The 26745-nt window shown below is 48.3% G+C and carries 27 protein-coding genes, 2 pseudogenes and 1 riboswitch; of the genes and pseudogenes, 19 read left to right on the top strand and 10 right to left on the bottom strand.

Annotation, left to right across the window (positions count from 1 at the left end):
* Positions 1 to 115: 115 nt before the first annotated feature.
* Positions 116 to 1411: an MATE family efflux transporter gene (locus JCM15548_RS00740; RefSeq protein ID WP_062122005.1), complete on the top strand. Its 1296-nt coding sequence runs from the start codon at positions 116 to 118 to the stop codon at positions 1409 to 1411.
* An 82-nt stretch (positions 1412 to 1493) separates the two neighbouring features.
* Here JCM15548_RS00740 and JCM15548_RS00735 read toward each other — a convergent pair whose 3' ends face one another.
* The gene (locus tag JCM15548_RS00735; protein WP_062122004.1) at positions 1494 to 2405 is read right to left on the bottom strand and encodes a proline dehydrogenase family protein; all 912 of its coding nucleotides are present in this window, start codon (positions 2403 to 2405) and stop codon (positions 1494 to 1496) included.
* 502 nt (positions 2406 to 2907) lie between these two features.
* Between JCM15548_RS00735 and JCM15548_RS00730 the strand changes: the two genes are divergently transcribed.
* The 6 genes and pseudogenes from JCM15548_RS00730 (at position 2908) to JCM15548_RS24880 (ending at position 7653) form a co-directional block, all read left to right on the top strand.
* Positions 2908 to 5697 (top strand): PKD domain-containing protein, encoded by a 2790-nt coding sequence (locus JCM15548_RS00730; RefSeq protein WP_157482280.1) that lies wholly within the window; start codon positions 2908 to 2910, stop codon positions 5695 to 5697.
* Complete coding sequence (locus tag JCM15548_RS26035) at positions 5613 to 5981, top strand: PKD domain-containing protein (protein WP_083984895.1); 369 nt, start codon at positions 5613 to 5615, stop codon at positions 5979 to 5981. The genes JCM15548_RS00730 and JCM15548_RS26035 overlap by 85 nt, the downstream gene beginning before the upstream one ends.
* Positions 5982 to 6033: 52 nt before the next feature.
* Positions 6034 to 6153, top strand: a pseudogene (locus JCM15548_RS26545) (PKD domain-containing protein); the annotation flags it as partial.
* A 42-nt stretch (positions 6154 to 6195) separates the two neighbouring features.
* On the top strand, positions 6196 to 6558 hold the full coding sequence (locus tag JCM15548_RS00720; protein WP_062122001.1) for a T9SS type B sorting domain-containing protein: 363 nt from the start codon (positions 6196 to 6198) through the stop codon (positions 6556 to 6558).
* A 10-nt stretch (positions 6559 to 6568) separates the two neighbouring features.
* Positions 6569 to 7423 carry a PorP/SprF family type IX secretion system membrane protein gene (locus JCM15548_RS00715; protein ID WP_262486831.1) on the top strand — a complete coding sequence of 285 codons (855 nt, stop codon included), beginning with the start codon at positions 6569 to 6571 and terminating at the stop codon, positions 7421 to 7423.
* Positions 7306 to 7653 (top strand): type IX secretion system membrane protein PorP/SprF, encoded by a 348-nt coding sequence (locus JCM15548_RS24880; RefSeq protein ID WP_262486846.1) that lies wholly within the window; start codon positions 7306 to 7308, stop codon positions 7651 to 7653. The genes JCM15548_RS00715 and JCM15548_RS24880 overlap by 118 nt, the downstream gene beginning before the upstream one ends.
* An 80-nt stretch (positions 7654 to 7733) precedes the next feature.
* Here the strand turns inward: JCM15548_RS24880 and JCM15548_RS21390 are convergent, their stop codons facing one another.
* From JCM15548_RS21390 to JCM15548_RS00705, 4 genes are all read right to left on the bottom strand, one after another.
* On the bottom strand, positions 7734 to 7919 hold the full coding sequence (locus tag JCM15548_RS21390) for a hypothetical protein (RefSeq protein ID WP_157482278.1): 186 nt from the start codon (positions 7917 to 7919) through the stop codon (positions 7734 to 7736).
* Positions 7906 to 8346, bottom strand: a complete 441-nt coding sequence (locus tag JCM15548_RS00710) for an Hsp20/alpha crystallin family protein (RefSeq protein ID WP_062122000.1) — start codon at positions 8344 to 8346, stop codon at positions 7906 to 7908. The genes JCM15548_RS21390 and JCM15548_RS00710 overlap by 14 nt, the downstream gene beginning before the upstream one ends.
* The gene (locus JCM15548_RS21385) at positions 8309 to 8575 is read right to left on the bottom strand and encodes a hypothetical protein (RefSeq protein WP_157482276.1); all 267 of its coding nucleotides are present in this window, start codon (positions 8573 to 8575) and stop codon (positions 8309 to 8311) included. Before JCM15548_RS21385 ends, JCM15548_RS00710 begins: the two co-directional genes overlap by 38 nt.
* A 274-nt stretch (positions 8576 to 8849) precedes the next feature.
* A complete protein-coding gene (locus JCM15548_RS00705) occupies positions 8850 to 9383 on the bottom strand; it encodes a cold-shock protein (protein ID WP_083984894.1) in 534 nt (177 codons plus the stop codon).
* 336 nt (positions 9384 to 9719) lie between these two features.
* Here JCM15548_RS00705 and JCM15548_RS00700 point away from each other — a divergent pair, with 336 nt between their 5' ends.
* Positions 9720 to 11165 carry an acyl-CoA dehydrogenase family protein gene (locus JCM15548_RS00700; protein WP_262486830.1) on the top strand — a complete coding sequence of 482 codons (1446 nt, stop codon included), beginning with the start codon at positions 9720 to 9722 and terminating at the stop codon, positions 11163 to 11165.
* Here JCM15548_RS00700 and JCM15548_RS00695 read toward each other — a convergent pair.
* Both JCM15548_RS00695 and aroB read right to left on the bottom strand, forming a co-directional pair.
* Positions 11160 to 12383, bottom strand: a complete 1224-nt coding sequence (locus JCM15548_RS00695) for a 3-phosphoshikimate 1-carboxyvinyltransferase (RefSeq protein WP_062121998.1) — start codon at positions 12381 to 12383, stop codon at positions 11160 to 11162. The genes JCM15548_RS00700 and JCM15548_RS00695 overlap by 6 nt on opposite strands.
* A gap of 6 nt (positions 12384 to 12389) precedes the next feature.
* Complete coding sequence (aroB, locus tag JCM15548_RS00690; protein ID WP_062121997.1) at positions 12390 to 13463, bottom strand: 3-dehydroquinate synthase; 1074 nt, start codon at positions 13461 to 13463, stop codon at positions 12390 to 12392.
* A 338-nt stretch (positions 13464 to 13801) separates the two neighbouring features.
* On the opposite strand from aroB, the gene JCM15548_RS00685 reads away from it, so the two are divergent.
* The 6 genes and pseudogenes from JCM15548_RS00685 to JCM15548_RS00660 all read left to right on the top strand — a co-directional run bounded on the left by JCM15548_RS00685 (position 13802) and on the right by JCM15548_RS00660 (position 17802).
* Positions 13802 to 14842, top strand: a complete 1041-nt coding sequence (locus JCM15548_RS00685) for a DUF4934 domain-containing protein (protein WP_062121996.1) — start codon at positions 13802 to 13804, stop codon at positions 14840 to 14842.
* A 573-nt stretch (positions 14843 to 15415) separates the two neighbouring features.
* Positions 15416 to 15865 carry a hypothetical protein gene (locus JCM15548_RS00675; RefSeq protein ID WP_062121994.1) on the top strand — a complete coding sequence of 150 codons (450 nt, stop codon included), beginning with the start codon at positions 15416 to 15418 and terminating at the stop codon, positions 15863 to 15865.
* 42 nt (positions 15866 to 15907) lie between these two features.
* A pseudogene (gene dprA / locus JCM15548_RS26030) lies at positions 15908 to 16704 on the top strand (DNA-processing protein DprA); the annotation flags it as partial.
* Positions 16705 to 16860: 156 nt separating this feature from the next.
* Positions 16861 to 17013: a DprA-like winged helix domain-containing protein gene (locus JCM15548_RS22435; protein WP_262486845.1), complete on the top strand. Its 153-nt coding sequence runs from the start codon at positions 16861 to 16863 to the stop codon at positions 17011 to 17013.
* A gap of 96 nt (positions 17014 to 17109) precedes the next feature.
* A complete protein-coding gene (locus JCM15548_RS00665) occupies positions 17110 to 17352 on the top strand; it encodes a type II toxin-antitoxin system HicA family toxin (RefSeq protein WP_062121993.1) in 243 nt (80 codons plus the stop codon).
* 84 nt (positions 17353 to 17436) lie between these two features.
* On the top strand, positions 17437 to 17802 hold the full coding sequence (locus tag JCM15548_RS00660) for a type II toxin-antitoxin system HicB family antitoxin (RefSeq protein ID WP_062121992.1): 366 nt from the start codon (positions 17437 to 17439) through the stop codon (positions 17800 to 17802).
* A gap of 129 nt (positions 17803 to 17931) precedes the next feature.
* Here the strand turns inward: JCM15548_RS00660 and JCM15548_RS00655 are convergent, their stop codons facing one another.
* The 3 genes from JCM15548_RS00655 to JCM15548_RS22425 form a co-directional block, all read right to left on the bottom strand.
* Positions 17932 to 18462, bottom strand: a complete 531-nt coding sequence (locus JCM15548_RS00655; RefSeq protein WP_062121991.1) for a GNAT family N-acetyltransferase — start codon at positions 18460 to 18462, stop codon at positions 17932 to 17934.
* A 130-nt stretch (positions 18463 to 18592) separates the two neighbouring features.
* Positions 18593 to 20002, bottom strand: coding sequence for a (Fe-S)-binding protein (locus JCM15548_RS22430; protein WP_262486829.1), 1410 nt, complete (start codon positions 20000 to 20002; stop codon positions 18593 to 18595).
* Positions 20002 to 21519 (bottom strand): FAD-binding oxidoreductase, encoded by a 1518-nt coding sequence (locus JCM15548_RS22425; protein ID WP_262486828.1) that lies wholly within the window; start codon positions 21517 to 21519, stop codon positions 20002 to 20004. The genes JCM15548_RS22430 and JCM15548_RS22425 overlap by 1 nt, the downstream gene beginning before the upstream one ends.
* A 46-nt stretch (positions 21520 to 21565) precedes the next feature.
* A riboswitch (cobalamin riboswitch) is annotated at positions 21566 to 21748 on the top strand.
* A gap of 41 nt (positions 21749 to 21789) precedes the next feature.
* On the opposite strand from JCM15548_RS22425, the gene JCM15548_RS00645 reads away from it, so the two are divergent.
* The 5 genes from JCM15548_RS00645 to JCM15548_RS20845 all read left to right on the top strand — a co-directional run bounded on the left by JCM15548_RS00645 (position 21790) and on the right by JCM15548_RS20845 (position 26684).
* Positions 21790 to 22665, top strand: a complete 876-nt coding sequence (locus tag JCM15548_RS00645) for an ABC transporter substrate-binding protein (protein WP_062121990.1) — start codon at positions 21790 to 21792, stop codon at positions 22663 to 22665.
* Complete coding sequence (locus JCM15548_RS24875; RefSeq protein WP_262486827.1) at positions 22662 to 23156, top strand: FecCD family ABC transporter permease; 495 nt, start codon at positions 22662 to 22664, stop codon at positions 23154 to 23156. The genes JCM15548_RS00645 and JCM15548_RS24875 overlap by 4 nt, the downstream gene beginning before the upstream one ends.
* Entirely contained in the window at positions 23153 to 23677 is a 525-nt protein-coding gene (locus tag JCM15548_RS24870; RefSeq protein ID WP_262486826.1) for a FecCD family ABC transporter permease, read from the top strand. Before JCM15548_RS24875 ends, JCM15548_RS24870 begins: the two co-directional genes overlap by 4 nt.
* Positions 23667 to 24497, top strand: coding sequence for an ABC transporter ATP-binding protein (locus tag JCM15548_RS00635; RefSeq protein WP_062121989.1), 831 nt, complete (start codon positions 23667 to 23669; stop codon positions 24495 to 24497). Before JCM15548_RS24870 ends, JCM15548_RS00635 begins: the two co-directional genes overlap by 11 nt.
* 117 nt (positions 24498 to 24614) lie before the next feature.
* Positions 24615 to 26684 carry a glycoside hydrolase family 88 protein gene (locus JCM15548_RS20845; RefSeq protein ID WP_083984893.1) on the top strand — a complete coding sequence of 690 codons (2070 nt, stop codon included), beginning with the start codon at positions 24615 to 24617 and terminating at the stop codon, positions 26682 to 26684.
* Positions 26685 to 26745 lie beyond the last annotated feature (61 nt).

The following is a 26745-nucleotide window of genomic DNA, read 5'->3' as shown; positions in this document are numbered from 1 at the left end:
ACGATCGGTCATTATCAAGACTGATTCTTTATAACAAACAGACTATTTAGTGAAATGTTCAGGGAAGGTGGAACAAATTGCTATTTTTGCACCAGAATAATAAGGGCACGAAAAAGTGAACAGACAGATCATCCGACTCGCCATCCCCAACATACTTACCAACCTTACGGTTCCCCTGTTGGGCATGGTGGATATGTATTTAATGGGGCATCAGGACTCGGTCCACTTTATGGGGGCCGTGGCGCTCGGCGGCGTTATATTCAATTTCGTTTATTGGGGTTTTGCATTTTTGCGCATGAGCATTAGTGGCGTGGCCGCACAAACTTTTGGCAGGAACGACCAAAGCGAGATGGCCCTGGTACTGGAGCGGGGTCTGCTCATTTCGGTTACCGGCTCCCTATTGCTACTGCTGTTGCAGGTTCCCTTGGCCCATTTCAGCTTTTGGCTGCTCGAGGGCAGTGCAGAAGTCAAGGCCATCGCTCAGGACTATTTCTTCGTAAGAATATGGGCCGCTCCGGCAGCCATCTCCTTAATGGTGATGTACGGATGGTTTCTGGGCATGCAAAATGCCCTCTACCCCATGGCCATCGCCATCACCGTCAACCTTGTCAATATCCTCACCAGTTTCATCTTTGTGCAGCACTTTAACATGCAAGCCCAGGGTGTCGCTTTGGGGTCGGTCTGTGGGCAATACGCCGGTCTTCTCCTGGCCATCCTCCTGTTCTTCAGGAAGTATCGATGGATCGTGCCCCATTTCACTTTAAAAATAGCCCCCCTGCTCAGTCACCTGCGTCACTTTTTGGATGTCAGCGGCAACATCTTCATTCGCACCCTGTTCATCATCTTTGTCTTCACCTTTTTCACCTCCCGGTCGGCCGGAATAGGCGACGTAACCCTGGCCATCAACAGTGTGCTTTTGCAGTATCTCTTTTTATTTTCCTATTTCCTGGACGGCTTTGCATACGCCGGAGAAGCCCTTGTTGGCAAGTTTTTCGGTGCCAGCGACCGAAAAAACCTCAACAAAACAGTCCGACTCCTTCTAAAATGGGGTTTTGGTTTTGCAGTGCTTTTCACCTTGGGCTACGCGTTAATGGGAGACACCCTGTTGCAACTTTTTACCGAACAAGAAATTGTATTGGATAAAGGCAGCAATTATCTTTTCTGGGTCATTCTCATCCCTTTGGCCAGTTTTGGTTCCTTTATCTGGGATGGCGTGTTCATTGGCATCACGGCCTCCAAAGCCATGCGCAACTCCGTTGTACTGGCCGCAGTGTTTTTCTTCTTCCTTCCCTTTTACCTGCTCCACCCCTACATGGGCAACCACGCCATTTGGCTGAGCATGGTATTGTTCATGGGCTCCCGAAGTCTGGCCCTCACCCTCATGTACCCCCGCATCACCAAAAAATTCTAACCCCCTAAACAATCAACCCTAAACCTTTTTCAACCCTATCCACCCGTTCCACCCTTCCTACCCTTTCTCCCCTTCCCTTTTCCTACCCCCTTATAAATAGCGCCTTGATGATTTGCCCCACCATCTTCGGATTCTCGCGCAAGCGCCGGGTCGAATAGCCGAACCAGTCGCGCCCATACGGCACATAAACCCGCATGTGGTGCCCATGGCCAATAATCTCAGCACGCAATTCCGGTGTAACACCAAACAACATCTGAAATTCATATTGGTCGGGAGAAAGCCCAAAGTTTTCGATCAAATCGTAGGCCCCCCTGACCAGAAACTTATCGTGCGTGGCAATACCCACGTAGATGCCATGGCTGAATAAAAACGTCAAATCAGCCAGGTACCGCTCATTGATTTCATCCCGCTTTTTATAGGCAATGACTTCCGACTCCTGATAAATTCCCTTGCACAAACGAACGTTCACCGGCGTTTTATCAGAATGCCAGCTGGCCAGCTTAATTAAATCATCTGCGGTACGACGCAGGTAACTTTGAATAACAATGCCCACATTTTTGGGAAATTCAGCATGAAGCCGGCGGTACAATTCCAACTCCCGATCCACACAGGTCGCGTCTTCCATATCAATACGCACCATTTTTCCCAATTCCCCGGCGCGCATCACCACCTCGCGGACGGCCTGATAACAGAAATCAAAATTGATCAGCAAGCCAAAACTGGTGGGCTTCAAAGAACAAGTCACGTTCAGATCTTCCCGGGCCAATAGCTCCAGTGCATTGAGGCACGCTTCGCGGGCCTCAGCCACCTGCGCCAGTTCCGTGATGAATTCACCCAGATGGTCGACGGTTGCCCATGCCCCGTTTTGGTCCAGATCTATGGCAGCTTTAACAGCATCTTCCAAATGAATCCCTGATATGTAGCGGCGCGAAAAAAGCCAAACCACTTTTTTCGGCAAAAAGGGCAACATCCGTGCAATGAGTCGGTGAATCATACGTTATTATATTAAGATTTTGCTAAATACAAATCTTCCTCCCAGTCCCCAAATCCTTATTACAAGTTCAGTTTCAGGCATCAATAAAAAAATGATCAAACTCATTTCCAAAGTTGATATTTGACATATTCATTAAAATACCTGAACTTATAGAAACCTATTACGAAGACCAATCACCCCATCAAAGACCTGGCTTATTTAAGCGCCCGCCTCCCAACACCTGACTAATTGTAACCATTAAAAAACCGACCCACGTGAAAAAGATTTTTATTTGCTGGATATTGATTGCAGTTTTTGGAAGTGCCGGATTAGAGGCGCAAAACTGTGATTATGGTTCTAGGGGGAACGATATTGTGCAGGATAAGCCTGCGCTCCGGCAATCGCTACCTGGGATATTAAATATAGGCAATTAAAATACACAGGCGCCGATGTAAAAATATACATTGACTGGGACGACGGCACCACAGAAACAGTATCTCCCACCTACAACGCAAGTGAAGATATGTATGAAACAACCGTATCACATACCTATCCGAAAGGGGGCGATAAGTGCAACTACGTCACAAAAACCATGTTGATGATCGAAGGGGTGTTGTGTACCAGCTCGGTCCAGACCCAGCAGGTCACCGTCTGGGATGTGGATGACGAGAATGGCGGGGTTATGAGTATTGACCCGGAAGTCTTTCCCATTTGTCTGGGCAACGATGGCACCGTGACCTTTAGCGATGCGAGCCAGTGGAACTGTGTGCCGCCCCTCGAAGAAGACCGGAAAAACACCGAAAGTCGCTGGATACAATGGATCTATGGCACAGGAGGCACCAACATTCCGGACGCCCTCGTCGGCGGAGCCGTACGCGCCTACCCTTTCACCGGCCCTATAGAAAAAACGCCTCAACCCATTGAAGGTCCCGTGCCACCCATGAACCAGTCCATGGAAATTTACATTCCGGATTATTATGCCGTAGGCGATTTCTTTGAAGTCACCCTCCGCAACTGGAACCAGTGCAATCCTTACGATGATCCGACCATTCCCGGTCCGCCGGCCGACCCCGTTAACGGCGATCACCCACCGGTAATCACCACGGCCATGGCACTCATCGTAGCCCTGCCCGATGGTTCCATTACCGCCGTGGGCCCCTTCTGTGACAACGAAACAGCCCTTAATCTGACACCTGCCACCACCGGCGGCATGTGGAGCGGAACCGGGATCATTGACGAGTTTGCCGGACTTTTCAGTCCGGAGGCCGCCGGTGCCGGCGTTCACACCATTGAATATGTCGTGACCAGTGACGCCGGTTGCACCGCCACTGGCACCACCGACATAGAAGTGTTTGAAGCGCCCGACTTATCGCTGACCGACGGGACGCCGGTCTATTTGTGTCCCGGACTCAACAAGCAATTGGAAGTCAATATTACCGGGGGCACCGAACCTTATGTCATCAACTGGACGGGAGACACCACTCCCCTCAGCAGCACCAGCATCACCAACCCCCTATTTGAAACCACCACAGTCGGGGATTACGACATGACCTTCCGGGTGACGGATGACCAAAACTGCCGCTCCAACCTTCCCATATCCATCGGCGTAGAACCCGTAGAAATCACTTTTAGTCCACCCAACGTGGAAGTCTGCCAAAACACCCCCACCACCCTTACCCCTATATTGGACGGGGGCTCTCGCAACTACATCTTGCACGAATGGACGGGGCCCGCAGCCGACAAGCTATCGGCTACCGATATTGAGAACCCGGAATTTTTGGCCGACGAAACGGGCACCTTTGAATTCACATATGAAGTAACAGATGACATGGGTTGTTCAGACATGGCCAGTGTCACCATTATTGTCAAAGAACAACCCATGGCCTCGGCCGGTGAGGATGATGCGGTCTGCGAATTAAGCTATACCCTGCAAGGATCTTCGCAGCCGGTTTTAGCAGGTGAATGGACCCTGGCGGCCGGACCGGGAACGGTGAGTTTTACCGATCTGACCGACCCCACCTCAGAGGTTGTTGTTTCCGAAACAGGCAGCTACACCTTTCTCTGGAGTGTGGAATTGAATGGCTGCCTGCACAGCGATGAAGTGACCATTACTTTTTCGCCGTTACCGACACCCGGCATAATGAATGACAGTTCGGTTTGCGGATTATCTATAGATCTAGTGGCCACACCCGACATGGGCTCCGGCCAATGGCAGAAGACAGCGAGCGACGGAGAAGCTCTTTTCGACGATGACGGCGCACCGGAAACCAACGTGCAGGTGAACTTGCCGGGGGAATATACCTTTACCTGGCAAGAAACCTCCGGCGCCGCCTGCTCCGGAGAAGCCAGCGTTGACATCACCTTTTTACCCCAGGCCGTAGCTCTGATCGATCCCCTGCCCGAACGCGGCTGTTCGCCCTACGAAATCACCTTTAACAATGTCTCCGAAAATGCCGACAGTTACCAGTGGGAGTTGGGCGGAGGGGTGACTTCCACCGAAGCCTCCCCCGTTTTTACCTATGAAAATCTGACCGACCAGCTGCGCACTTACAACGTAACGCTGACGGCCCATAATTCTCACAATTGTAATGACAGCTTCACCTTTCCGATTGAAATAGCCCCCAAGCCCATTGCCAGAGCCTCGGCCGATCCGGTGGAAGGCTGCGCCCCGCTCCAGGTTCAATTGGCCAACACATCAGTGGGCGCCACCCTATACGAATGGGATTTTGGAGATGGCAGTGACCCTTCCAACGAAGCGACCCCTCAGCATATCTTTGAGAACAACAATTCTTTTGTCGTCGCCTACCAGGCCACCCTTCATGCAGAAAACGATTTTGGCTGCAGCGATGAAGTCCCCGTTCCTATCACCGTCTATCCTTCCTTCCGGACCACCCTGACCGCAGTACCTGAAGAGGGCTGTTCGCCCTTGGATGTGACATTAACAGCCACGCAGGGAGCGTCGGATTATCAATGGGACTTTGGCGATGGCAGCACGGCAACCGGTGATAGGCAAATCACACACACCTTTGTCAATGCAGGCAGTTTCGACCGCAGTTTCGAGATAACAGTAACTGGCACCAACACTTTCAATTGCACAGCCTCCGCCATCACATCCGTCACTGTTTTTCCCTCACCTGAGACCAGTTTTGATGTGGCACCGACTGAGATGACCATGCCCCAAAGGGAAGTCACCCTCACCAACACACCCAGGGGGAAGGGTGGGAATACATGTGGGACATGGGTGATGGTACCAACTCTACCAATCGCCATCCGGGCTCGCATAGCTACTCACTTTCAGGCAGCTATACCATAACCCTGACCGCTTACAACGAATTGTGCAGCGACGTGGCCACCCATCCGGTTCTGATACACCCCATGCCGCCGCTGATCGACTACGGGAACCCCGCCAGCGGCTGCCCACCCCTGGAGGTGCCATTTTACAATAATACGATAGACGCCACCACCTATTTATGGGAGTTTGGCGATGGCCGCATGTCGCACGACCCCTCCCCAATCCACACCTACCAGACCCCCGGTACCTATAACGTACGACTTACCGCGACCGGTCCGGAGGTACATCCATCGCAGAAGATTTAATAGTTACCGTTTATCAAAACCCTACCGCCCTGTTTGACGTAATACCGAAGGCATTTACCTGCCAGGTGAGCGCCCCGTATTTATCAACCGCTCAGAAAATGCCGTCTCCTACCTCTGGGATTTTGGGGATGGCAATAGCTCGACCGACTTTGCACCGTCGCATCAATACAGCGGACCGGGTTTATACAGCATCGCTCTTACCGCCACCAGCGAAATGGGTTGTGAAGACACCTACACCCTCAACGAAGTTCTCAAAGTAGAACAGGGCGGAGAAGTCGTCTTCCCCAACGCCTTTACCCCCAACCCCGAAGGCCCCTCAGGCGGTCGTTACGAGTATGGGAGTCCCCGCAACACCGTCTTTTACCCCTCCACCCAAAAAGGAGTGGTAGAATATCAGTTGCAAATATTTACGCGCTGGGGCGAAATTATTTTTGAGAGCGACGATGTTGAAATCGGATGGGACGGCTATCACAACAACACACTGGCGCCGCAAGGGGTTTATATATGGCGGGTTCGCTACAAAACAGCCGACGGGCAGGTAAGAATCAAGGCCGGCGATGTGACATTAATCAGATAAGAAGGGATGGATGATGAATAGGAAGGCAATATTTGATATATGGATACCCTTAAGGTGGATGCCGTTATTGTTTTTAATAATGACCGGTCCGGTCCGGGGTCAGGACATGCATTTTTCGCAGTTTTATGCGGCCCCCCTTTATCTGAGTCCATCGTTGGCTGGCGCCACCGATGGTGCCCGACTGGCCATGACCTATCGCAACCAGTGGCCCGGCATTACCAAGGCCTTCTCAACCTCCGCCGTTTCATTCGACAATTTTTTTGCACCTTTTAATAGTGGCATTGGCATACAGCTGATACAGGACCGGGCAGGCAGTGCCAACCTCACCTTTACCCATGCCGCGCTGCAATACTCCTATAATGTGCGTCTGGGTGATGCATGGCAGTTTGTCCCCGGCATTCAACTGGCCTACGGCAGTCGGGCCTTGGATTTCAGCAAACTGATATTCGGCGATGAGCAGATCGGTTCCGGTGCTTCGGGTTCATGGGACCGACTGGCCAATGAGAACACCGAGTTCATCGACTTTGCCGCCTCAGGTCTGGTTTACAGTCCCTATTTTTGGGCCGGACTCACCATTGACCATCTGGCACAGCCGGAACATTCCTTTTTAGGGGAAGGCGTGCAACTGAACCGCAAATATGTTCTTTTTGGCGGAGCAATATCTGGACCGAAAAGCGCAAGCGCTTTGGTATGGACAGGGCCTTCTCAACCAGTTTCCGCTTTCAGCGCCAGAACAGCTACAACCAGCTGGATGCCGGTTTTTACTGGCTCAACAGTCCCATTGAATTGGGCATCTGGTACCGTGGCCTGCCGATTTTCTCAAAAGTTGACAGCCGTATCAATCACGATGCCATTATCCTGTTAATGAGCTACAAATACGGCCCCTTTAGAATTGGCTACAGCTACGACATCACCGTCAGCAACCTGGCCCTTCAAAGTGCCGGTGCCCATGAACTGTCACTGATTTTTGAATTCAATCAACAAGCACAGCTAAGGTTGGGCGGCCGTCGACCGGCAGTCCCCTGTAGCGACTCAGCCAATCCGCTCATCAATGATTCCAAAAAATATAACCGGAAATCCAGACGCTTGTTTTAAGGTGGCTTTATGATCCCGAATTCCCTTAACGGCGCTTTTATCCATCCTGGCCAGCCACGCCTATGGTCCTGTGTTACGTATCATTCTGGATCCAAAACCATTTGAACCCGCTCTTTCACGAAATCTACCGGCTCATCGCGCAAAGCCCCCGTCCAATTAATCCATCCAAAATGGTCCATCATCTGAATGGGCAAAAATAAAAACCGGAGACCTGTAAAGATCTCCGGCTTAATTTTTACGCCTTCCGCCAAATTATTTAATCTCAATCATGCGGGAAGGTTTCGGTTTCACTTCTTCACGTTTATGAAGGGTCAACTTCAAAATACCATCTTTATAGGCGGCATCGATTTTTGAATCGTCCACCTCATTGCGAGGAATGGCAAAAGAGCGGCGGAATCCGGTGTAACTAAACTCACGACGGGTAAAACCTTTGTCTTTTTCCTCCTTGTTCTCCTCTTTTTCACAAGCAATGGTCAGCACGTTGTTGTTCACCTCCACTTTAAAATCTTTCTTTTCAAGGCCGGGTGCTGCCACCTCAATCTCGTACTCATCTTCAGTTTCCCGCACATTTACGGCAGGAACCGAACGATTGCCTGAAAAAGCGGGTGTATTAAAAACATCCCCACCAAAAAAATCATCAAAGATGTTTGAAATGTCAGGCAGCTGGTTGTTGAATCTTCTTACAATTGTCATAACTATGTCCTCCTAAATTTAAGTTAAACTTTAATAGATTGTTTTCTGGTAGGAAAATTACAAAGGCTGTACCAACCTCATAAACAGGACATAGTGTCATTATTTCAACCTTGCGAGTGCCATATTGGCGCTCACCACCCTTCAAAAACTGCCGATATGGCAGCAACACCTTACTACCATTAACAACAAGGCCATCACATCCTGCGACGCCACAATCTTCTGAATACATTACCGGCCAAATATCCCTTCAGATTCAAAGGCCTGCCATTCCGGTCCGCCTTCCACCACAATTTAAAATAGCAATAACATAGAGGTAACACTCACGCCACAATAAAAGAAGACATTTGTGCCGGGATTATTTATTTATCTCCTAACAATTCCTGTGTGTAAAGCGCCGTGTCTAACGAGGCACGGCGCTTTTAACAAGAAAACCTGCGAAAATGACTAAACATTTCCCGCAGGTTTCTTATTTCAATGCGCCCAAGGGCGCGATATCTTTAATCCTATTCTTCCTTTTTATCAGCAGCATCATCAGAGGCTTCCGGTTGATCTTCTGCCTTAGGCGCCTCCGGCTTCTTTTCCACCTTCTTCTCCTCAACATACAACTTCACCTTGATGGCATTCAATCCTTTGGGACCTTTTTCCGTTTCAAATGTCACCTTATCTCGCTCACGCACCCTGTCCAGCAGTCCATTCAGGTGAACAAACACACTTTCCTGGGTTTCTAAATCCTTGATAAAACCGTAGCCTTTAGAATCGTTGAAAAACGTCACTACTCCGGTTCGTATAAAATCTTCAGGTGTTAATTCTCTTTGACGTGAAACACTGATTTCGATATCTTCCAGTTTCACTTCCTTCTTCTTTTTGTCCGGATCGGGCGGAGTAGAAGTAATGTTGCCATGCTCATCCACATAAGCAATCATATCATCAGCACTTTGCTTTTCGCGGTTCTCTTTCTTTTTCTCTTTCTCTAACTTCTTCTTCTGCTTCTTTTTTTCTCGTTCTTTTTTACCAAAAGTTTCTTGCGATCTTGCCATATATAATATTATAACTGTAATGTTTTCCCGGTACAAGTGTCCGAAAAACTGTAATAAAAAACATTTCTGCCGACAAAGGTACAATAAAAGTCGGAACAAACAACATCCTCAGGTATCATTGACTGGCTGAAAATTACCGCATAACCCATCCGGAGGTGCTCAAAAACATCCATTTATTCGGTCCGTTTAACGAACTTTATTGAAGATGAAATGTTTTCCCTAGAATACTCATTTTCTTTTTTTTATATGAATACATCAACACAAGAACAAGCAATGTACAAGCAAGCCACTCCCAACGACACTTTCGAAACATTTCTGGTTAACCTAAAATCGAGAATGAGAAACGTATTCCATGAGCGGGCGGACATCAGCCAACTGGCCACCAAACGTGGCATGCCCCCCTTTGTCATGCGTGAACTAATGGACATCCAACCTCTGGCGGTGGGCATACCTTCAGAATATGGTGGAAGAGGCTGCAAAATGGATGAAAACATTGCCCTACTAGCAACGGCGTCCTATGAATCACTGGCCTTATCACTTACATTCGGCATCAACTCCGCCCTTTTTCTGCAACCGGTGGCCAAATACGCCAACGAAGCATCCAAAAAGAAAGTGTTCAGTGATTTTATCAACCACCAGAACATGGGCGGCTTAATGATAACCGAACCTGATTTCGGCAGTGATGCCCTTAACATGCAAACATCCTTCACAGAAAAAGACCAGCACTACCATATAAAAGGCACCAAGCATTGGGCCGGATTAACAGGATGGGCCGATTACTGGCTGCTGACTGCCCGGGAGAAAACAGCCTCGGGCGATTTAAAACGCGACATAGATTTCTTTATCTGCAACGTAAATCAGCCCGGACAGCGCATAGAAGTCGAAGAAGTCTACGAAAACCTGGGGCTCTATCAAATCCCTTACGGTCGCAACAAACTGGATGTGCGCATACCTCAGATGCAGCGTCTCATTCCCAAAACCACCGGCGTAAAAATGATGTTGGATTTACTGCACCGAAGCAGAATGCAGTTTCCGGGTATGGCCATGGGCTTTATTCACCGCATGCTGGACGAAGCCTTGAACCATGCCAAAAAACGACAGATAGGCGGAAAAGATTTATTGAGTTACGACCAGGCACAGCACCGCATTTCCAAATTGCAGGCCTATTACACCATTGCTTCCGCCATGTGCGCCAACAGCAGTAAGGTAGCCGGCATCGAAAACGACCTCAGCCTCATTGGTTTTGAAGCCAATTCGGTCAAAAGTTACGTCACCGACATGATGCAGGAAGCGGCCCAATCGACCACCCAACTGGTCGGTGCCCAAGCCTACAAGCTCAACCACATAGCCGGTAGGGGCATTACCGACAGTCGCCCCTTCCAGATTTTTGAAGGTTCCAACGACATTCTGTATGCCCAGATTTCGGAAGCATTGGTTAAGATGATGAAGAAGACCAAAGAGAGCAATCTGTTTCAGGCCTTGAAAAACAATGCCCTGACCCAGAAATCGGCCGAACTCTACCGCAGGCATCTCGATTTTAATCTGGATACTTCCCTGCCACAGCGCAAGCTGGTGAAGCTGGGACAGATTGTAAGCCGCATTGTTTCTTCACAAATGGTCATCAACTTAGGAGAAAACGGCTTTAACAAGCAGCTAATCACCAATGCGGTTAACACGCTGGAACAGGAAGTTTCCTCATTATTGGCCGGATTTAACTACAGCCAAACCGCCCTGGTGGTGGAAGGCTATGAAGAAAACAGCTCGTGGAGAAAATTTTTATAACGTAAAACCAGCCATTTTTAAATCCTCCCAAAATTTAGGATAGGATTTGGTCACCACCATGTGATCCTCAATGGCAAAAGCCCTTGTCGTTTTTAAAGCGGCCGGCGCAAAGGCCATCGCCATGCGATGGTCTTTGTAGGTTTTAACAACGATGTCCGATTGAGGGGCTGTCTTCTCACCCTTCCAGACTAAGTTGTCCTTATCATTGGTTTCCAGAAGGAAACCAAATTGACCCAGTTCCGTGACCAGGGCCTGAATGCGATCCGTCTCCTTAATTTTCAGCGTATGCAGACCCGTCAGTTTAAACGGCACCCCTAAAAACGCACAGGTCACCGCAAAAGTCTGCGCCAAATCCGGCTCCTTCGAAAAATCATGGCTGAAATGCGCCGTCACCTCTCCGGTATTGCTAAGGGTCAGTCCTTTTTGGGACGACTTACTCTTAACGCCCAATTTCACAAACAATTCCGCCACGGCGGCATCGCCCTGCCAGCTGTAGCGGTCGAGCCCCTTCAGCACCACCGATGCCCCTTTTCCGGCCAGCGCCACCGCCTCAAACCAATAGGAAGCAGCACTCCAGTCGGCCTCCACCTTCGCCGCCACGGGCTGATAGACAGCCACCGGCACTGTTATTTTATTGTCCACCCATTGACATTTCACACCATACTGCTCCATCAACTTGAGGGTCAGATGAATGTAAGGACGCGACGTAATCTCCCCCGTTAAATTCAGCGTCAGTCCTTGTTCCATATAAGGCCCCACCATGAGCAAAGCAGAGATGTACTGACTGCTCACGTTGCCGGGCAGTTCCAACTCCCCGCCGGTCAGTGAGCTCCCAAAAATGCGCAATGGCGGAAAACCTTCCTTCTCCATGTATTCCACCTTACCGCCCAGTTGGTTCAAGGCATCCACCAGGACGTGAATGGGCCGCTGTTTCATACGCGAGCTTCCGGTGATGGTCCACTCGCCCACAATCTTCGCCAAATAGGCCGTCAGAAAGCGCATGGTCGTCCCCGCCGCACCAATGTCAAACGCCCGGCTGTTAGAGTTGAACACCCGAAGCATGGCTTCGGTATCATCGCTGTCGGAAAGGTTTTTAATGGGATGCGGACTGTAACTGAGCGCGTTCAATATCAAAAGCCGGTTACTGATACTTTTTGAAGCCGGTAAATCAATTTCAATCTTGTTTAACTGCTGAGGAGCCTGAACGGTAACGGACATATATGCTTAGATGTTAGATGTTAAATAGTAGTTTAAAGCCGCCACAACCTCATCTTTTTCGCAATGGGTGTTGATGGCCACATCGCCGGGTTGGCGCAACAGGGTAAAATTCATTCGACCGGACTGGTTTTTTTTATCGTGCGTCATGGTCTCATATAAATAATCAAAATCGGCGGCTGAGTATTCAAAAACACCATACACCCTTTTGGTGTATAGGCTCAGCTGGTCCACCAAATCCATGGGGAAACCCAGCTTCGCATGCGCCAGATAGAGCTCTGCCACCATGCCAAAGGCCACGGCATAGCCATGCAAAAGCGGACGGTGGCGTTTGAGGGCCAAACTCTCAAAGGCATGCCCAATGGTATGCCCCAGGTTCAGGGCTTTGCGAATATTTTTCTCTAAAGGATCGGCCGTCACCACATCGTCTTTGATTATAATGGAAGCCGCCACCAATTCTGTCAGTTCCTGCCAGTCCGGATTCCGGATATCAAAAGCCAGAGTGCGATCGAGAAATTCATTGCTTTTTAAGTAGGCGTGTTTGATCATCTCGGCAAAACCTGAAATCAGGTTAGCTTCATCCAGAGATTTCAGTAACGATATATCGACCAACACATGTTTGGCCTGCATAAAGGAACCGATTTCATTTTTATAGCCCTTGAAATTAATGCCTGTCTTGCCCCCGACTGAGGCGTCCACCTGCGCCAGCAGCGTGGTAGGAATATTGATAAAATCAATGCCTCTTTTAAAAGTCGCCGCCGCAAATCCGCCCAAATCACAGGGCATACCGCCACCCAGATTAATCAGCAAAGAGTGCCGCGTGGCACCTCCTTCCACCAAAGCCTCCCAGACACGAATCAAGGACGCCGTGTCCTTATGTTCATCTCCGGCCCCAATCACAATGCAGCGATCGGCACTGATTCCCGGCACCTTCTCAATAATCGGAAAACACAACTTCTGCGTATTTTCATCCGTTACAACAAAAACCTTTTCATTTTGATAAGGTTCCATCAAATGGGCCAAATCCTTGGCCAGATCCTCGGCCAAATAAACATCGGTTTCCTGCGTATGTAGAGATTGCATGAGCTATAAAGTATCTAAAATGGAAACTAAAACATGTTGCTTTCATGGCCACCGTCTGAGACATTTCCCCGACCAGCACAACAACCCTGCAAAAATAAGACTTTTCAACGAGAGTGCCTTCTTTTAAAAATTGAAAACGCCCAGCCATTTATTTTGTATATACAACTAAAGTCCTATTTTTGTATTTCATTGTTTTCAAAACCCCCAAATCAACCTTAACACCTTAATATGCCCCCAAGCACCTTCTACACTAAAACATTGCCAAAGTGCCTTCTGCACCTCAGCTATTGCAGATCTTTATCTTCTTCATGCCACCTCCTAATTAACCCTATTTCATTATGAAACCAAACCACTTAAAAGTCGTTGGATTATATGTTTTTTCTTCATTGCTGGTTTTTAAATTTCTCATTCTAGCATCATGTGAAGACACCAAAATAGAGAGCCCATACTCCATTGACCTTAAAAGACTCGCAGTCAAAGAATTAGTTATTGACAGCATTTTTGCGGTAGACCAGATCATTCAGCTGGAAACCACAGAAGAATCACTCATCAAATACATCAGTAAAATATTTCTATCAGAAGATTACATTGTCATTCTGGATGTGCATGGTAATTCCGCCTTGGTGTTTAACTCGAATGGCTCTTTTGTTTCCCGAATAGCCAGACATGGCAGAGGTCCCGGAGAATACATCCGACTATCGGATGTATATGTGGATTTTGAAGGTAATACAATTTACTTATTAGATGGATGTAATTCAAAAAAAGTGCTTAAATATTCTTTAAACGGACGGTTCCTAAAAGAAAACAGCATTGATTTTTGTGCCTCTGCGTTTACTAGGGTTGAAGAGAATTGTTTCGTATTTTCATTACCAGCCGCGAACCATTTTAACGACACCATTGAATACTCTGCTATTGTTGCAACGGATTCAGTCTATCAAAGAAAATGGTCAGGAATGCCCTTTGACAAAAAATGGTCGGGACATACTTATTTGTCAGCGATAACAAATACTATCTTTTCCAATTTCAATAATGAAACGTTTTTTGTTCCATCACTTCCGCGTAGCGTAAATAAAGTATATAAAATTACATCTTCATCTGTAGAACCCTTTCTTGAAGTCAATCCAGACAACAACCGGAAACTATCGGAATTACTTAAAAAGCTTGGCCCTAAGAACAATGAGACCTTCAATCAAATCCAACAATCAGATTTGTACTACAATTTGAACACTTTTCATAAAACAGGCGACTTATTCTTTTTTTCCATCGTTAAAGGACATGAGAGGGTTTTTATTGCACATAAAAAAGGGACCAATGATTACTTGTTTCAAAAATATGGTACGAGAGATGACCACCATGGCCCCTTAAGCCTATACTTTTAAATGAAAAGATGCTCATTAATGAGATTGCACCAAATTTAATAAGACGTGACAGTTTTTCGCTCTTTAACTCAATCAAACCTAAGCTAAAAGCCGAAGACAACCCGGTACTGGTAACCTATATTGTAAAGAAAAGCCAAACTCGGTCAAAAAAATGAACCCGTGGCTTCTAAAACAGGAAGAAAACACTGTTCCAATTCTTGGTTTTGATAATGATCTGATTGAAAAGGCGCCTCCATTTTGGCCGTATTATATTAATGCCGAGAATGCTGTCAGCGTCATCAACCCAAGCTCCTTAAGCAAAGAGCAACTATTGGCATTTGATTGTAACGAAAATGACAATCCCATTTTATTCATTGGAAAATTAAGGTGAGGGCTTCTGAAGTTTTATTTGGTGTCACCGAATTCTTTTGCTTTTTAGCTTGTTTTTTTGTTTTTTGCAATGCCCAAATGTTATATCGATAACAGAATAAACAAAGATAAAATTTGAATGAGCATAAATCCTGTTCAAAAAATGACTGGCTTTATTCTTCATGCTGGTTCAAAGGGCAACAACCAAATTAAGAGCATACTCAAATGAACAATAAAAAAACAGCCGGTAAGTACATTAAAACTTTTGCCATTAGCTGGCTCACAGCTCTGGCGCTTTTTGTGTTGTCGGTGGTCGTTAAAAACGACCTTCCTGTGGCAGCCCAAATAGCTTTGGGTGTATTGGTGGTGCTCATTGCGGTGTTCTTTGCCAGCGGCGGGTATCACTACATTGAAATAGAATCGGAGAAAGATCTGTTTCGAATTAAATATTTCAATCTTTTCCCGATGGGGCGTGAATACAAGTCGATTCAAATTCCGTGGTCGCGCTACCGCAAGCATGAAATTAAACCATCTTTTAACGGACTCTTTCATCACCTCTATATTTATGAGCAGACCAGGGGAGGACTGGCACGTTATCCCGCCATTGGTTTTTCGGCCCTCAACGCGGCCGAAAGAGAAAAGATATTGACCTTCCTAAAAAAGATGGAAAAATAAACCCTACTGGTCAACCTCCATTCACCCATAACCCAACCCATCATGTTAAAACACCAAATTGCTTTAAGTCTCATCAACGGCATTGGCCCCAAACTGGCCCGTAATCTCATCACCTATCTTGGATCGGTGGATGCTGTTTTCTCCCCCGAATCAAAATTCGAAAAAATACCCGGTATCGGTTCGGTCATGGCCCACAAGCTAAAAAATCTGGATAAGGGGAGTCTGCTGGCCCGCGCCGAACAAGAGATTGACTTTATTCAAAAACACCACTTACAAACCTACTTTTTTACGGAAGATAATTACCCCCGTCGCTTATCGTATTGTGAAGATGCCCCCTTATTGCTTTTTGCTAAAGGGAAGGTAGATTTCGAACTCCCCAAAATCATCAGTATTGTAGGCACCCGTCGGCCAACGTCCGACGGGCTCATCCTCTGCGAAAAGCTGATTGCCGACATCGCCCAAAGACATCCCGGAACTTTGATTGTGAGTGGGCTGGCCTATGGCATCGACATCTGCGCCCACAGGGCAGCGCTGAAAAACAAGCTGCCAACTGTGGCGGTTCTGGCACACGGACTGGACCGGATTTACCCGGGAACGCACAGTCAGACAGCCCGTGAAATCACCCAACAAGGTGCACTGCTCACAGAATTCATGACCGGCACCAATCCCGACAGGCCCAATTTTGTGAAGCGCAACCGCATAGTCGCCGGTATATGTGATACCGTGGTGGTGGTTGAATCGGCCCACAAGGAGGAGCCCTCATTACCGCCGGCATTGCTGCCAGCTACAACCGCGACGTGCTGGCCTTTCCGGGACGGGTCAACGACACCGCCTCAGGCGGTTGCAACAAGCTCATTAAAACCAACATTGCGGCCCTTATTGAATCCATTGAAGATCTGGAATACGCCCTGGGCTGGGAGAGCCAGACCAACAACGAACAATCCACCCAAGGTGCTCTGTTCAAAGCACCCGACAGTCCCGAAGAAAAAACCATCATGGATCTCCTGATCACGGAAAAAGAAATGAACCTCAACCTCCTCAGTATGTCCTGCGGCATCCCCATTCCCAAACTATCGGCCACCTTACTCGACATGGAGTTCAAGGGACTGATCAAAAGCAGGCCGGGCGGGATTTTTAAGTTGCTGTAGTAGCACATTGGAGGACTTACAGAAAGAACTGGAGAAATATCATGCTTTAAAATATATGCTGTTGATTTTGCAACTAAATATAGTTACATTTGTATTATGTCTAAAAGGGAAAAGTTAATAGCCCGTTTTTTGACTATGCCATCAGATTTTCATTACGATGAAATGGTTAAGCTTTTAGGCTATTTTGAATTTAGAGAAATAAAGAAAGGGAAAACCTCGGGTTCCCGGGTTAAATTTATGAACCCCCATGGATTGCCCATAATGCTTCATAAGCCACATCCATCGGGTATTTTGAAGCAGTATCAGTTGAAACAATTAAAGGAGGTATTAGGATTATGAAACGAGCTAAATGAGAAATTTTTCACAGAGTGAAATAATTATTTGCGAGTTCCATGTGGCAATTAAAAATCAAATTATAGACACATGAAAAATTTAGAATATAAAGGATATACAGGAAGTATTGAATACAGCAAAGAAGATGATTTGTTGTATGGAAAAGCTCTTGGCATCAATGGCCTGATATCCTATGAAGGAAAAACAGGCAGGGAGTTAGAAGTTGATTTTAAAGAGGCTGTCGATGCCTATTTAACCGACTGTATGGAAGAAGGAATTACACCTGAAAAGCCCTTTAAAGGCAGCTTTAACGTGCGGATTTCAGCCGAGCTTCATCAGAAAGCAGCTTTGCTTGCGATGGAGGATAAAATGTCATTAAACAACTTTGTTGCAGAATCTATTAGAGAAAGAGTTTTTCGGACATTTGGAAAATCATCCCCCCGCACCAGTAGGTAAAGCGGTGATTATTCAATTCATTGTACCAACAGTCTGTCAAAATTGGCCAAGGTCGGCTGAGGAACGAAGACGTTTATATACCCTTGACCGGTTTTGAAGCCGATTAGTCCTTTGCATTTGAGATTGATTTCAAATATCTATTTTCATTCGGTCGCTAGATTTTAAATCTTTTTCATAAAGATTGTAGGTTGACAAGGGTAATTCTTTTGTTCCAACTTTTTCAAAACCCAATTTTTCATAGTAACTGCATAGCTTGGGGTTTTTAGAGTCCGCATCAAGTCTTAAATATCTACAATTGTCCTCCTTCGCATTTTCTTCTATTTGCTGTATTATTTGATTGCCAATTCCTTTTCCGTTGTACTTGTCGGTGACAACTAAGGAATGAATATATCTTGCTTTTTCTTTTTGTTTTCCCCAATACAACAAATCCTCCTCCATTATTCTAACCATTCCTAAACATTCACCATTCAAAGTCTGGACAAAATAAAACTCATCATTCTGGATACCTTCATCCACCCATTTTATTTTTTCTATTGGTGGATTTATCCAGTACTGCCAGTGGTCAATATTCATCCTATTAATTTTTTCAGCAGCGTTTCTGAAAAGTTGCAAAACCGTTTGCTTGTCCTTATTCCCGACTTGTTTAAATACAATGTTCATAAAACTTTTTTTGGTCAAATAGTCGCTAAAATCAACACCTCCGACCAAATATATAGATTAATTGGCATTGTTCTTCCGACAAGCCCAATTTTGTGAAACGAAACTGCATTGTGGCCGACATTGCCGTCACCTACAATAAAGCCTCAAACAACAACTCCACCGGATGCACCGCATCACGCTGGGTGCCATCTTTAATTTGATGGCGACAAGAGTGGCCCGGAGCTACCAAAAGCGTACTTTCAGGTGTTTGTCGCACATGGGGAAAGAGGGTCAGTTCTCCGATTTTCATGGACAGGTGATAGTGTTTCTCTTCGTAACCAAAACCGCCGGCCATGCCGCAACAACCTGAAGGGATTTCGGTGGCGCTGTAGTTTTTGGGGAAGGAAAGGACTTCTTTAATGATACTGGTGTGCGACAAAGACTTTTGGTAGCAATGGGCATGAAATTGTATGTCGCGCTCCGCGTCGGTAAAAGCAGAGGGGAGAATGCGACCGGCCTTCATTTCGCGGTGCAAAAACTCTTCAATGGTGAAAGTGTGTTCGGCTGTATCCAGCGCTTGTTGGCGCATCGACTGTGGCACCAAATCGGGGTATTCATCTCTAAAAGTCAGCACAGTAGAAGGCTCAATACCCACCAGTGGCAAATCTGCCGTCACCCGTCTCTTTAATTTATGAAGGTTGTGTTTGGCGATGACGCCCGCACTGCGCACAAAGCCCTTACTGATTTGGGTGCGACCACTCTCTTTGATGGGTGCCAGCACCACCCCATAACCCAAACGATGTAATAAAAGAACGGTTTTGATACCTATCGGACTGTCGTAAAAATTGGTAAACTCATCGGCCAGGAGCATGACCCTACCGTTGGGTCGCTCATCAATCAATCCGCCCTGGCGGTGAAACCAGGTATCGAAGCGCTTGGCGCTGTAGGTCGGCAATGTGCGCTCCTTGCTGATGCCGGCCAAACCATTCAAGCGCCGCTTTAACCAGAGCGTTGAAAGCAGGGGATTGGCCAGTTGGCGAAAGGGGAACAGCCAGCGGTTGATGAGCGGCAGATGGGCCATGACCCTAGTGCCAAAATCCACGCCCCGCTGATCATGAAAATACTGCATGAACTCCGCCTTTAACCGGGCCATATCCACCCCTGAGGGACACTCACTTTTACAGGCCTTGCAACTCAGGCACAGATCCAAAACGCCGGCCATCTCATCCAGCCCCATGCCATCGACCTCCTTTTGCCCCTGCAAAAAGGCGCGAAGGGCATTGGCGCGTCCACGGGTGGAATGCTTCTCATCGCGGGTGCCCATATAACTGGGACACATGGTGCCGCCGGCCAGACTGCTCTTGATGCAGTCGCCCGAACCGCTGCACCTTTCCACGGCACGCAGCAAGCCGCCGTCGGCCGTCCAGTTGAAAGCCGTTGGCTCAATGACCTTCTTAGCTTCTGGCTGATAACGAAAGGACTGATCCATGGGTGGTGTGCCGGTAATTTTTCCGGGGTTCAACAGACCCTGCGGGTCAAAAACCTTTTTGACCCTTTTCATCAATTCATAATTGGCAGCGCCACCATCAAAGGGATAAACTCTCCGCGGAGGCGACCATCGCCATGCTCGCCGCTCAGCGAGCCATGGTATTTTTTAACGATGCCGGCCGTTTCTTCGGCGATCTGACGAAACAACTTAATATCAGCACTCTCCTTCAAATTCAAAACAGGTCGGATGTGCAACTCTCCTGATCCTGCATGGGCGTGATAAACGCAACTCTTGCCAAATTTGCCCAGCATGGCGTTAATGTCTTCCACATAGGCCGGCAAATCGTCCACCCGCACGGCAGTGTCTTCAATCAGGGTGACCGGTCGGGCATCGCCCTTCATGTTGGACAAAACGCCCAGTCCCGCCTTCCGCAATGCCCATACCCGGGAAATCTCTTTCCCTGTTACGATAGGGAAAGCATAACCCAGTCCCAATGCCTTGAATGCAGCAGTTAATCCGGCTGCCTTCTCAAAGATCGTGGCTTCCTCCTCCCCCGACAACTCAATCAGCAACAAAGCCGCCGGATCTCCCTCCACAAAAAAGCGGTTGGTCCGTTGCAGCGGATTGTCGAGCGTTAAATCCAGTATTTTTTTATCCATCAACTCCACCGCATCGGGCGAGTGGTGGTGCACTGCCTCAATGTTTGCCAGCAAAGCCTCTTGCAGAGAGGAAAAATGGGCACACAACAGGAGCTTGTGCGGCGCCGGAACCGGCACCAAAGCCACCTTTACAGAGGTCATAAATAGCAGGGTACCTTCCGATCCGGCAATCAATCGGGCCAGATTAAACAGTTCACCCTGCGGATTAAAAGGGGCGGTATCCAGCAAAACATCCAGGGCATAACCTGAATTACGTCGTTTGATATCGGGATGGGGAAATTCTTTTCGGATTTGCTTACGGACCGGGTTATCGGTATAAATCTCCCGCATGAGACGGTAGATATCACCCTCAGCGCCTTCTTCCCGGCACTTCTTGTCAAACTCCCACTTCTGCATAGGTCGGAAAGTCACCTCATCGCCACTGGCCAAAAATCCCTTCACCTCCAGAATGTGATCCCGGGTACTGCCATAGACCATGGAATGCGACCCACAACTGTTATTGGCCACCATGCCGCCCATGGTGCAGCGGTTAGACGTGGAAGTCTCCGGGCCAAAAAACAGTCCGTGACGACCGGCAGCCCGGTTCAAGTCATCCAGCACCACCCCCGGCTCCACTTCGGCCCAGCCTTCCTGGGCATTGATTTCAAGGATGTGGTTCAGGTGGGCCGATACGTCTACCACCACGCCATTGCCCACCACTTGTCCGGCCAGGGAAGTCCCCGCACCACGCGGTATGAGCGGGATCCCCTTTTGGGCGGCCCAGCGGACAATCATGGAAACATCCGTGACATCACGCGGCAATATAACGGCCTGCGGTAAGGCTTGATAAACAGAAGCATCGGTAGCATACAAAGTGCGGGAAACCGTATCGGTCAGCACTTCACCTTTCAAAAGATTATCGAGTTCCCCAAGGGGGTTCGGATCATCCATGGAAACAGAAAGTATTGGTTTGAAGCGCTAAAATAGTAATAATAATGTAAATTTGCGGTCGATTAGGTTTTTGTGTCGCTACCGCGCCACAAAACAAAAGGGAATCCGGTTAAAATCCGGAGCCGAAGCGAAGCGTAGTCCCGCGAAGCGGGATGGAAAAAAGGCAAAACGAACCACTACTTTCTGATAACTGACAAGCCAGAAGACCTGCCAATCGCATCCTATTGTTTAACCACAACTTCGGGGAAAAAGTTGTCAAACATTTTTATCATGAAGGTCATTCAAAAAATCATTTTCGCATCAAAAGGTGCACGACTGCTTAGCAAGGGCTTGGGGCAGGTGAAAGTTTTATTATTTCTTTTCGCCCTCATGGGACCTATTGTTGTTAAAGCCCAGGACCGGCCCATGCGCATTGTATCGCTGGCACCTTCCCTCACCAAAAGTATTTATTATTTGGGTGGGGCGGATCAATTGGTGGGTCGCACCAGTTACTGTCACATTGCTGAAAAGGACAACAAAGAAGTGGTGGCCACAGCCATCTCGGTCAATGTTGAAAAAGTCATTACGCTTAAACCCGATTTGGTGGTGGCCTCAACCATTACCAATCCCGAGACACTGGAAATTATCAGACGGGCCGGCATCCCAACCAAAGTCCTTTCTACACCCTCCAATTTCGAAGTGCTCTGCACCCAGTTTCTGGAACTGGGTGATCTGATTGGTCAATCTGCCACGGCCGACTCTATTGTTCAGCATACCCGAAGGGAGGTCGATTTAATCAAGCATTCTTACCAGGACCAGCCACGCCAACAGTTCTTCTTCCAGATTGGGGCCAAGCCGCTTTTTACGGTGCTCGACAACACCTTTATGGCCGATTACATCACCTTTTCGGGTGGCGAAAACATTGCATCGGGCCTTACCAAGGGCACCCTTAACCGGGAATTTGTGCTGGTAAAAAATCCCGATGTCATCATCATCGTTAACATGGGCATAGTGGGTGAAGACGAAAAAAAGACCTGGGAGCTCTACCCCCACCTGAATGCAGTTAAAAACAATAAGGTGTTCTTTATTGAATCGGATATGGCCAGTACGCCTAACCCGCCGGATTTTCTTAACACCATGAAAGCCATCCAGAAAGAATTGCAATGACCAACAAATACCTCTCATGGACGCTCTTTACGCTGCTGCTGGTCATTTTACTGGTAGCCGCCTCCCTGTTGTCGCTGACTATTGGAGAAGCTTCTATTTCACTGACGGACATCCCCTCGCTGCTGCAACAAAAGGAGAGCATGGAATATTTCATTCTCACGCAGATACGCTTGCCCCGCATTGTTCTGGCTTTTGCCGTAGGCGGTGCTTTGAGTCTGGCCGGCGCCATTTTACAAGGCATCTTTCGCAATCCGCTGGTTGAGCCCTACACCCTGGGCATTTCGGGCGGCGCCGCTTTGGGTGTGGCCTTCGTGATTGTACTGGGCTTTCACCTGAGCATTGGGATGTTTATGCTGCCACTGGCGGGTTTTGCGGGGGCCATGACAACGATTTTAATCGTTGGCGTACTGGGTTTTCTGCGGGGCGGTACCGATATCAATAAAATGCTGCTCATTGGGGTGATGATCAGCTTTGTGGCCTCATCGGCATGATGTTTCTGATGTCGATCACCACCTCTGAAAATCTGCATGGCATTGTATTCTGGATCATGGGCTCGCTGGACGAGCCCAATAAAATGCTCATTCAAATCACGCTCTACTCAGCGCTGGCGGGACTCCTGATCAGCTACCTCTTTGCCCGTCCCCTCAACGCCTTGCTGCTGGGACAGGAAAAGGCGGCCTATCTGGGCATCAACAGCAAGACCACCATCCGCTTGTTGTTCCTTACGGCATCACTGCTAACAGGCATTTGCGTATCGGTGGCGGGGGTCATTGGCTTTGTCGGACTGGTTATTCCGCATTTGATACGGCTTGTGGCGGGGTCGGACTACCGCTTTTTGCTCATCGGGTCTTTTTTGGGTGGGGGCCTGTTTCTGGTGTTGAGCGACATTGTGGCCCGCACCATTATCTCGCCCAACGAGCTGCCCATAGGGGTGATTACCGGAATAGCCGGCGGCATTCTCTTTATCATTGTGTTGAACCAAAGCAGAAATAAGAAGCGGCATGGCATCTGACTACCTTAAAATAGACCAGCTCACCTGTGGATACGGCCATAGCTTTAACCTGCGGGAAGTCTCTTTTTCACTGGAACAGGGTGCTCTGGCAGGGATTATTGGTCCCAATGGTTCCGGCAAAACGACTTTGTTCAAGGGCATTTCGGGACAGCTGCCCACCAAATCGGGCCACATTCACCTGCACAATACCAGTCTGAGCCACCTCAAACTCAAAGAAAAGGCCAAAAAAGTCGCCGTGGTATCCCAATTCCCGGATACGGCCGACATTACCGTGGAAGATTATGTGCTGATGGGTCGCTTGCCCTATCGCGAGCCCTTCCAGTTTTTTGAGCCCCGTAAGGATGTGGTGATCGCCCGCAAATACATGCGGCTGACGGGGGTTTATGGCCATCGAAAGAAGTACCTGTCGCAGCTCAGCGGCGGAGAGCAGCAGCTCGCCGCCATTGCCCAGGCGTTGACGCAGGAGCCTGAGCTCCTGCTCATGGATGAGCCCACTTCCCACCTCGACATTACCCATCAGGTGGAAATCCTCAACCTCATCCAACGCCTCAATCAGGAAATGAACCTCACGGTATTGATGATCATCCACGATCTCAATCTGGCTGCAGAGTATTGTGATTATCTGATCATGATGAAGGACGGCGCCATCCATACCAAGGGCAGCCCGCAGGAAGTGCTCACCTACGAAAAAATTGAGCAGGTGTATGACACGGTGGTCGTCACCCAGACCAACCCCCTCTCGGGCAAACCGGCCATATTTCTGGTATCGGAAAATATTTTAAAAGAGATTCAGGCCAAATACGGTGGCATCCAACGATGACTTCGTCGAAACAGCTCCCTAAAACACCAAAAGACGAAGGAGTTTCACAAAATGTCGAAAAAGAAACAGTCTTCCTCAAGAATGAAGTGTAGGTTTGTTTAAACAAATTCTTCATCCATGAGAGTGTTTTTTATCATCCTTCTGATTATTGGCAGCCTCTTCCTGAGCCTGGCCAATGCCTCGACGCTTCCTTCCAAAGAGGAGGCGGTTCAAATATTGCGAAAAGCCAATAACTACTGGCAGGAGACCCATCCGGTTCCGGGCTGGGCTTTTTGGGACCATGCGGCCTACCATACGGGCAATATGGCGGCCTACGAGATCACAGGGATTTCCAGCTACCTGGATTACTCCCTGCAATGGGCAGAAATGAATGCGTGGATGGGGGCCAAATCGGACAACCCATCGACCTGGCGCTATGATTATGGCGAAACGGACCAGCATGTGCTGTTCGGCGATTGGCAAATTTGTTTTCAGACCTACATCGATCTGTACAACATCAAAAAGGAAGAGAAAATGATTGCCCGCACGCTGGAAGTGATGGAATACCAGATAGCCACAGATACCATCGACTACCTTTGGTGGGCAGATGGTTTATATATGGTGATGCCGGTCATGACCAAATTGTACTTATTGACGGGCGACGAGCAATACATCACGCGTCTGGTGGATTATTTCGAATACGCCAAAAGCATTATGTACGATGAGGCCACCGGACTGTTTTTCAGAGACCAGCGTTACGTATATCCCGCTCACCAATCGGTGAACGGCCAAAAGGATTTCTGGGCACGTGGCGTGGGCTGGGTGTTTGCCGGTCTGGCCAAAGTGCTGCAGGATCTGCCACAAGCGCATCCGCACAGGGCGCTATTTCAGGGACACTTTGTGGAAATGGCTGCCTCTTTGGCTGCCTGTCAGCAAGCAGAAGGTTACTGGACCCGCAGTCTGCTGGATCCGGAACATGCCCCGGGTTATGAAACCAGTGGCACGGCCTTTTTTACTTATGGCTTTTTATGGGGCATCAACCAGGATATTTTGGATGAGGCGACTTATTTGCCTCTGGCTTTAAAATCATGGGACTACTTGACGACCATTGCCTTACAGGAAAACGGAAGAGTGGGCTATGTACAGCCCATTGGCGACCGGGCCATTCCCGGCCAGGTGGTCGATGAAAACTCCACCGCCAATTTTGGCGTAGGTGCCTTCCTTTTGGCCACCAGTGAGATGATACGCAGATTGCCCGGGGATCTGCCCTTTTTCATGGAATCAATCAGTTTGGATGGTACCGACCTGGAAGTCCGTTTCAACGCTGAGCTGGATGCCGTATCTGCCCTTGACAAAACGCACTACACCATTCCGGGTGTTGAAATTGAAAGTATTGAGCTGGCAGCGGACCAAAGAGGCGTGATCTTATCCCTCCCAACGCTCACACCCGGCAGCCACACACTCTCCGTTCAGAACCTGATGAACACCCACGGCGGGTCCATCATAAGCGGTGAATCCCTGTCCTTTGTCTACACCGGCAACCTCACCGTAACTGCCAGCAGTTATGAAAGCGGCACCTCCAATACCCCGGAGCGAACCCTCGATCACAGTACCGACACCAGATGGTCGGCCTTCGGCATGGGCGAATGGTTGCTTTTTGATTTACAGGAAATCAGGGATGTTTCAGCTGTGGACCTCGCTTTTTTCAGGGGAGATACCCGCTATTCCAGCTTCAGCATAGAGGTATCGGAAGATGGCAGTAACTTCATGGAAGTCTATAACGGCCAATCATCCGGCACCACCATAGAGACAGAAAGCTATGCTTTTCCGACCCAAAGGGCCCGTTATGTAAGGATTACCGGATATGGTAACTCAGAAAGTTTGTGGAACAGCATCACCATGGTGGTGATCACCAGTACGGACATCTCAGTCGGCTTACCAACCGCCTATCAAGCATCCTCACTGCTTAGCATGCATCCGAATCCTTTAAAGGGACAGGTGCTTAACTTTTCCAGCTCCAAAGTCATTTCGGGCCAGACAAAAATTCAAATCTTCACCCTTTCTGGCGTCCTGCAGTACCAAAAGGACATCTCCTCCACCGGCACATCTTTCTCCCTGAGCGATTTAAGTCTGCCTGCGGGCCTCTATCAGGTCCTGCTGACGGGCAGTGATCTGAGCACCCACCGAATGAAACTACTGGTTCAGTAGGCCAATCGTATTTTTTCGTATATTTGAGTCACCATGTTGATGCCCCCGAAACTTAAGTCGG

The organism is Geofilum rubicundum JCM 15548, from assembly GCF_000974365.1.
GTDB lineage: Bacteria > Bacteroidota > Bacteroidia > Bacteroidales > Marinilabiliaceae > Geofilum > Geofilum rubicundum.
The sequence above is the reverse complement of the archived record's forward strand: the minus strand, read 5'-3'. Positions and strand labels throughout refer to the sequence as shown.

Excerpts from the sequence above, each read along its gene's own strand:
- JCM15548_RS00735 (WP_062122004.1), bottom strand. The coding sequence starts at position 2,405 with ATGATTCACCGACTCATTGCACGGATGTTGCCCTTTTTGCCGAAAAAA.
- JCM15548_RS00730 (WP_157482280.1), top strand. The coding sequence starts at position 2,908 with ATGTATGAAACAACCGTATCACATACCTATCCGAAAGGGGGCGATAAG.
- JCM15548_RS26035 (WP_083984895.1), top strand. The coding sequence starts at position 5,613 with ATGTGGGACATGGGTGATGGTACCAACTCTACCAATCGCCATCCGGGC.
- JCM15548_RS00720 (WP_062122001.1), top strand. The coding sequence starts at position 6,196 with ATGGGTTGTGAAGACACCTACACCCTCAACGAAGTTCTCAAAGTAGAA.
- JCM15548_RS00715 (WP_262486831.1), top strand. The coding sequence starts at position 6,569 with ATGATGAATAGGAAGGCAATATTTGATATATGGATACCCTTAAGGTGG.
- JCM15548_RS00710 (WP_062122000.1), bottom strand. The coding sequence starts at position 8,346 with ATGACAATTGTAAGAAGATTCAACAACCAGCTGCCTGACATTTCAAAC.
- JCM15548_RS21385 (WP_157482276.1), bottom strand. The coding sequence starts at position 8,575 with ATGTATTCAGAAGATTGTGGCGTCGCAGGATGTGATGGCCTTGTTGTT.
- JCM15548_RS00705 (WP_083984894.1), bottom strand. The coding sequence starts at position 9,383 with ATGGCAAGATCGCAAGAAACTTTTGGTAAAAAAGAACGAGAAAAAAAG.
- JCM15548_RS00700 (WP_262486830.1), top strand. The coding sequence starts at position 9,720 with ATGAGAAACGTATTCCATGAGCGGGCGGACATCAGCCAACTGGCCACC.
- JCM15548_RS00695 (WP_062121998.1), bottom strand. The coding sequence starts at position 12,383 with ATGTCCGTTACCGTTCAGGCTCCTCAGCAGTTAAACAAGATTGAAATT.
- aroB (WP_062121997.1), bottom strand. The coding sequence starts at position 13,463 with ATGCAATCTCTACATACGCAGGAAACCGATGTTTATTTGGCCGAGGAT.
- JCM15548_RS00685 (WP_062121996.1), top strand. The coding sequence starts at position 13,802 with ATGAAACCAAACCACTTAAAAGTCGTTGGATTATATGTTTTTTCTTCA.
- JCM15548_RS00675 (WP_062121994.1), top strand. The coding sequence starts at position 15,416 with ATGAACAATAAAAAAACAGCCGGTAAGTACATTAAAACTTTTGCCATT.
- JCM15548_RS22435 (WP_262486845.1), top strand. The coding sequence starts at position 16,861 with ATGGATCTCCTGATCACGGAAAAAGAAATGAACCTCAACCTCCTCAGT.
- JCM15548_RS00665 (WP_062121993.1), top strand. The coding sequence starts at position 17,110 with ATGTCTAAAAGGGAAAAGTTAATAGCCCGTTTTTTGACTATGCCATCA.
- JCM15548_RS00660 (WP_062121992.1), top strand. The coding sequence starts at position 17,437 with ATGAAAAATTTAGAATATAAAGGATATACAGGAAGTATTGAATACAGC.
- JCM15548_RS00655 (WP_062121991.1), bottom strand. The coding sequence starts at position 18,462 with ATGAACATTGTATTTAAACAAGTCGGGAATAAGGACAAGCAAACGGTT.
- JCM15548_RS22430 (WP_262486829.1), bottom strand. The coding sequence starts at position 20,002 with ATGAAAAGGGTCAAAAAGGTTTTTGACCCGCAGGGTCTGTTGAACCCC.
- JCM15548_RS22425 (WP_262486828.1), bottom strand. The coding sequence starts at position 21,519 with ATGGATGATCCGAACCCCCTTGGGGAACTCGATAATCTTTTGAAAGGT.
- JCM15548_RS00645 (WP_062121990.1), top strand. The coding sequence starts at position 21,790 with ATGAAGGTCATTCAAAAAATCATTTTCGCATCAAAAGGTGCACGACTG.
- JCM15548_RS24875 (WP_262486827.1), top strand. The coding sequence starts at position 22,662 with ATGACCAACAAATACCTCTCATGGACGCTCTTTACGCTGCTGCTGGTC.
- JCM15548_RS24870 (WP_262486826.1), top strand. The coding sequence starts at position 23,153 with ATGATGTTTCTGATGTCGATCACCACCTCTGAAAATCTGCATGGCATT.
- JCM15548_RS00635 (WP_062121989.1), top strand. The coding sequence starts at position 23,667 with ATGGCATCTGACTACCTTAAAATAGACCAGCTCACCTGTGGATACGGC.
- JCM15548_RS20845 (WP_083984893.1), top strand. The coding sequence starts at position 24,615 with ATGAGAGTGTTTTTTATCATCCTTCTGATTATTGGCAGCCTCTTCCTG.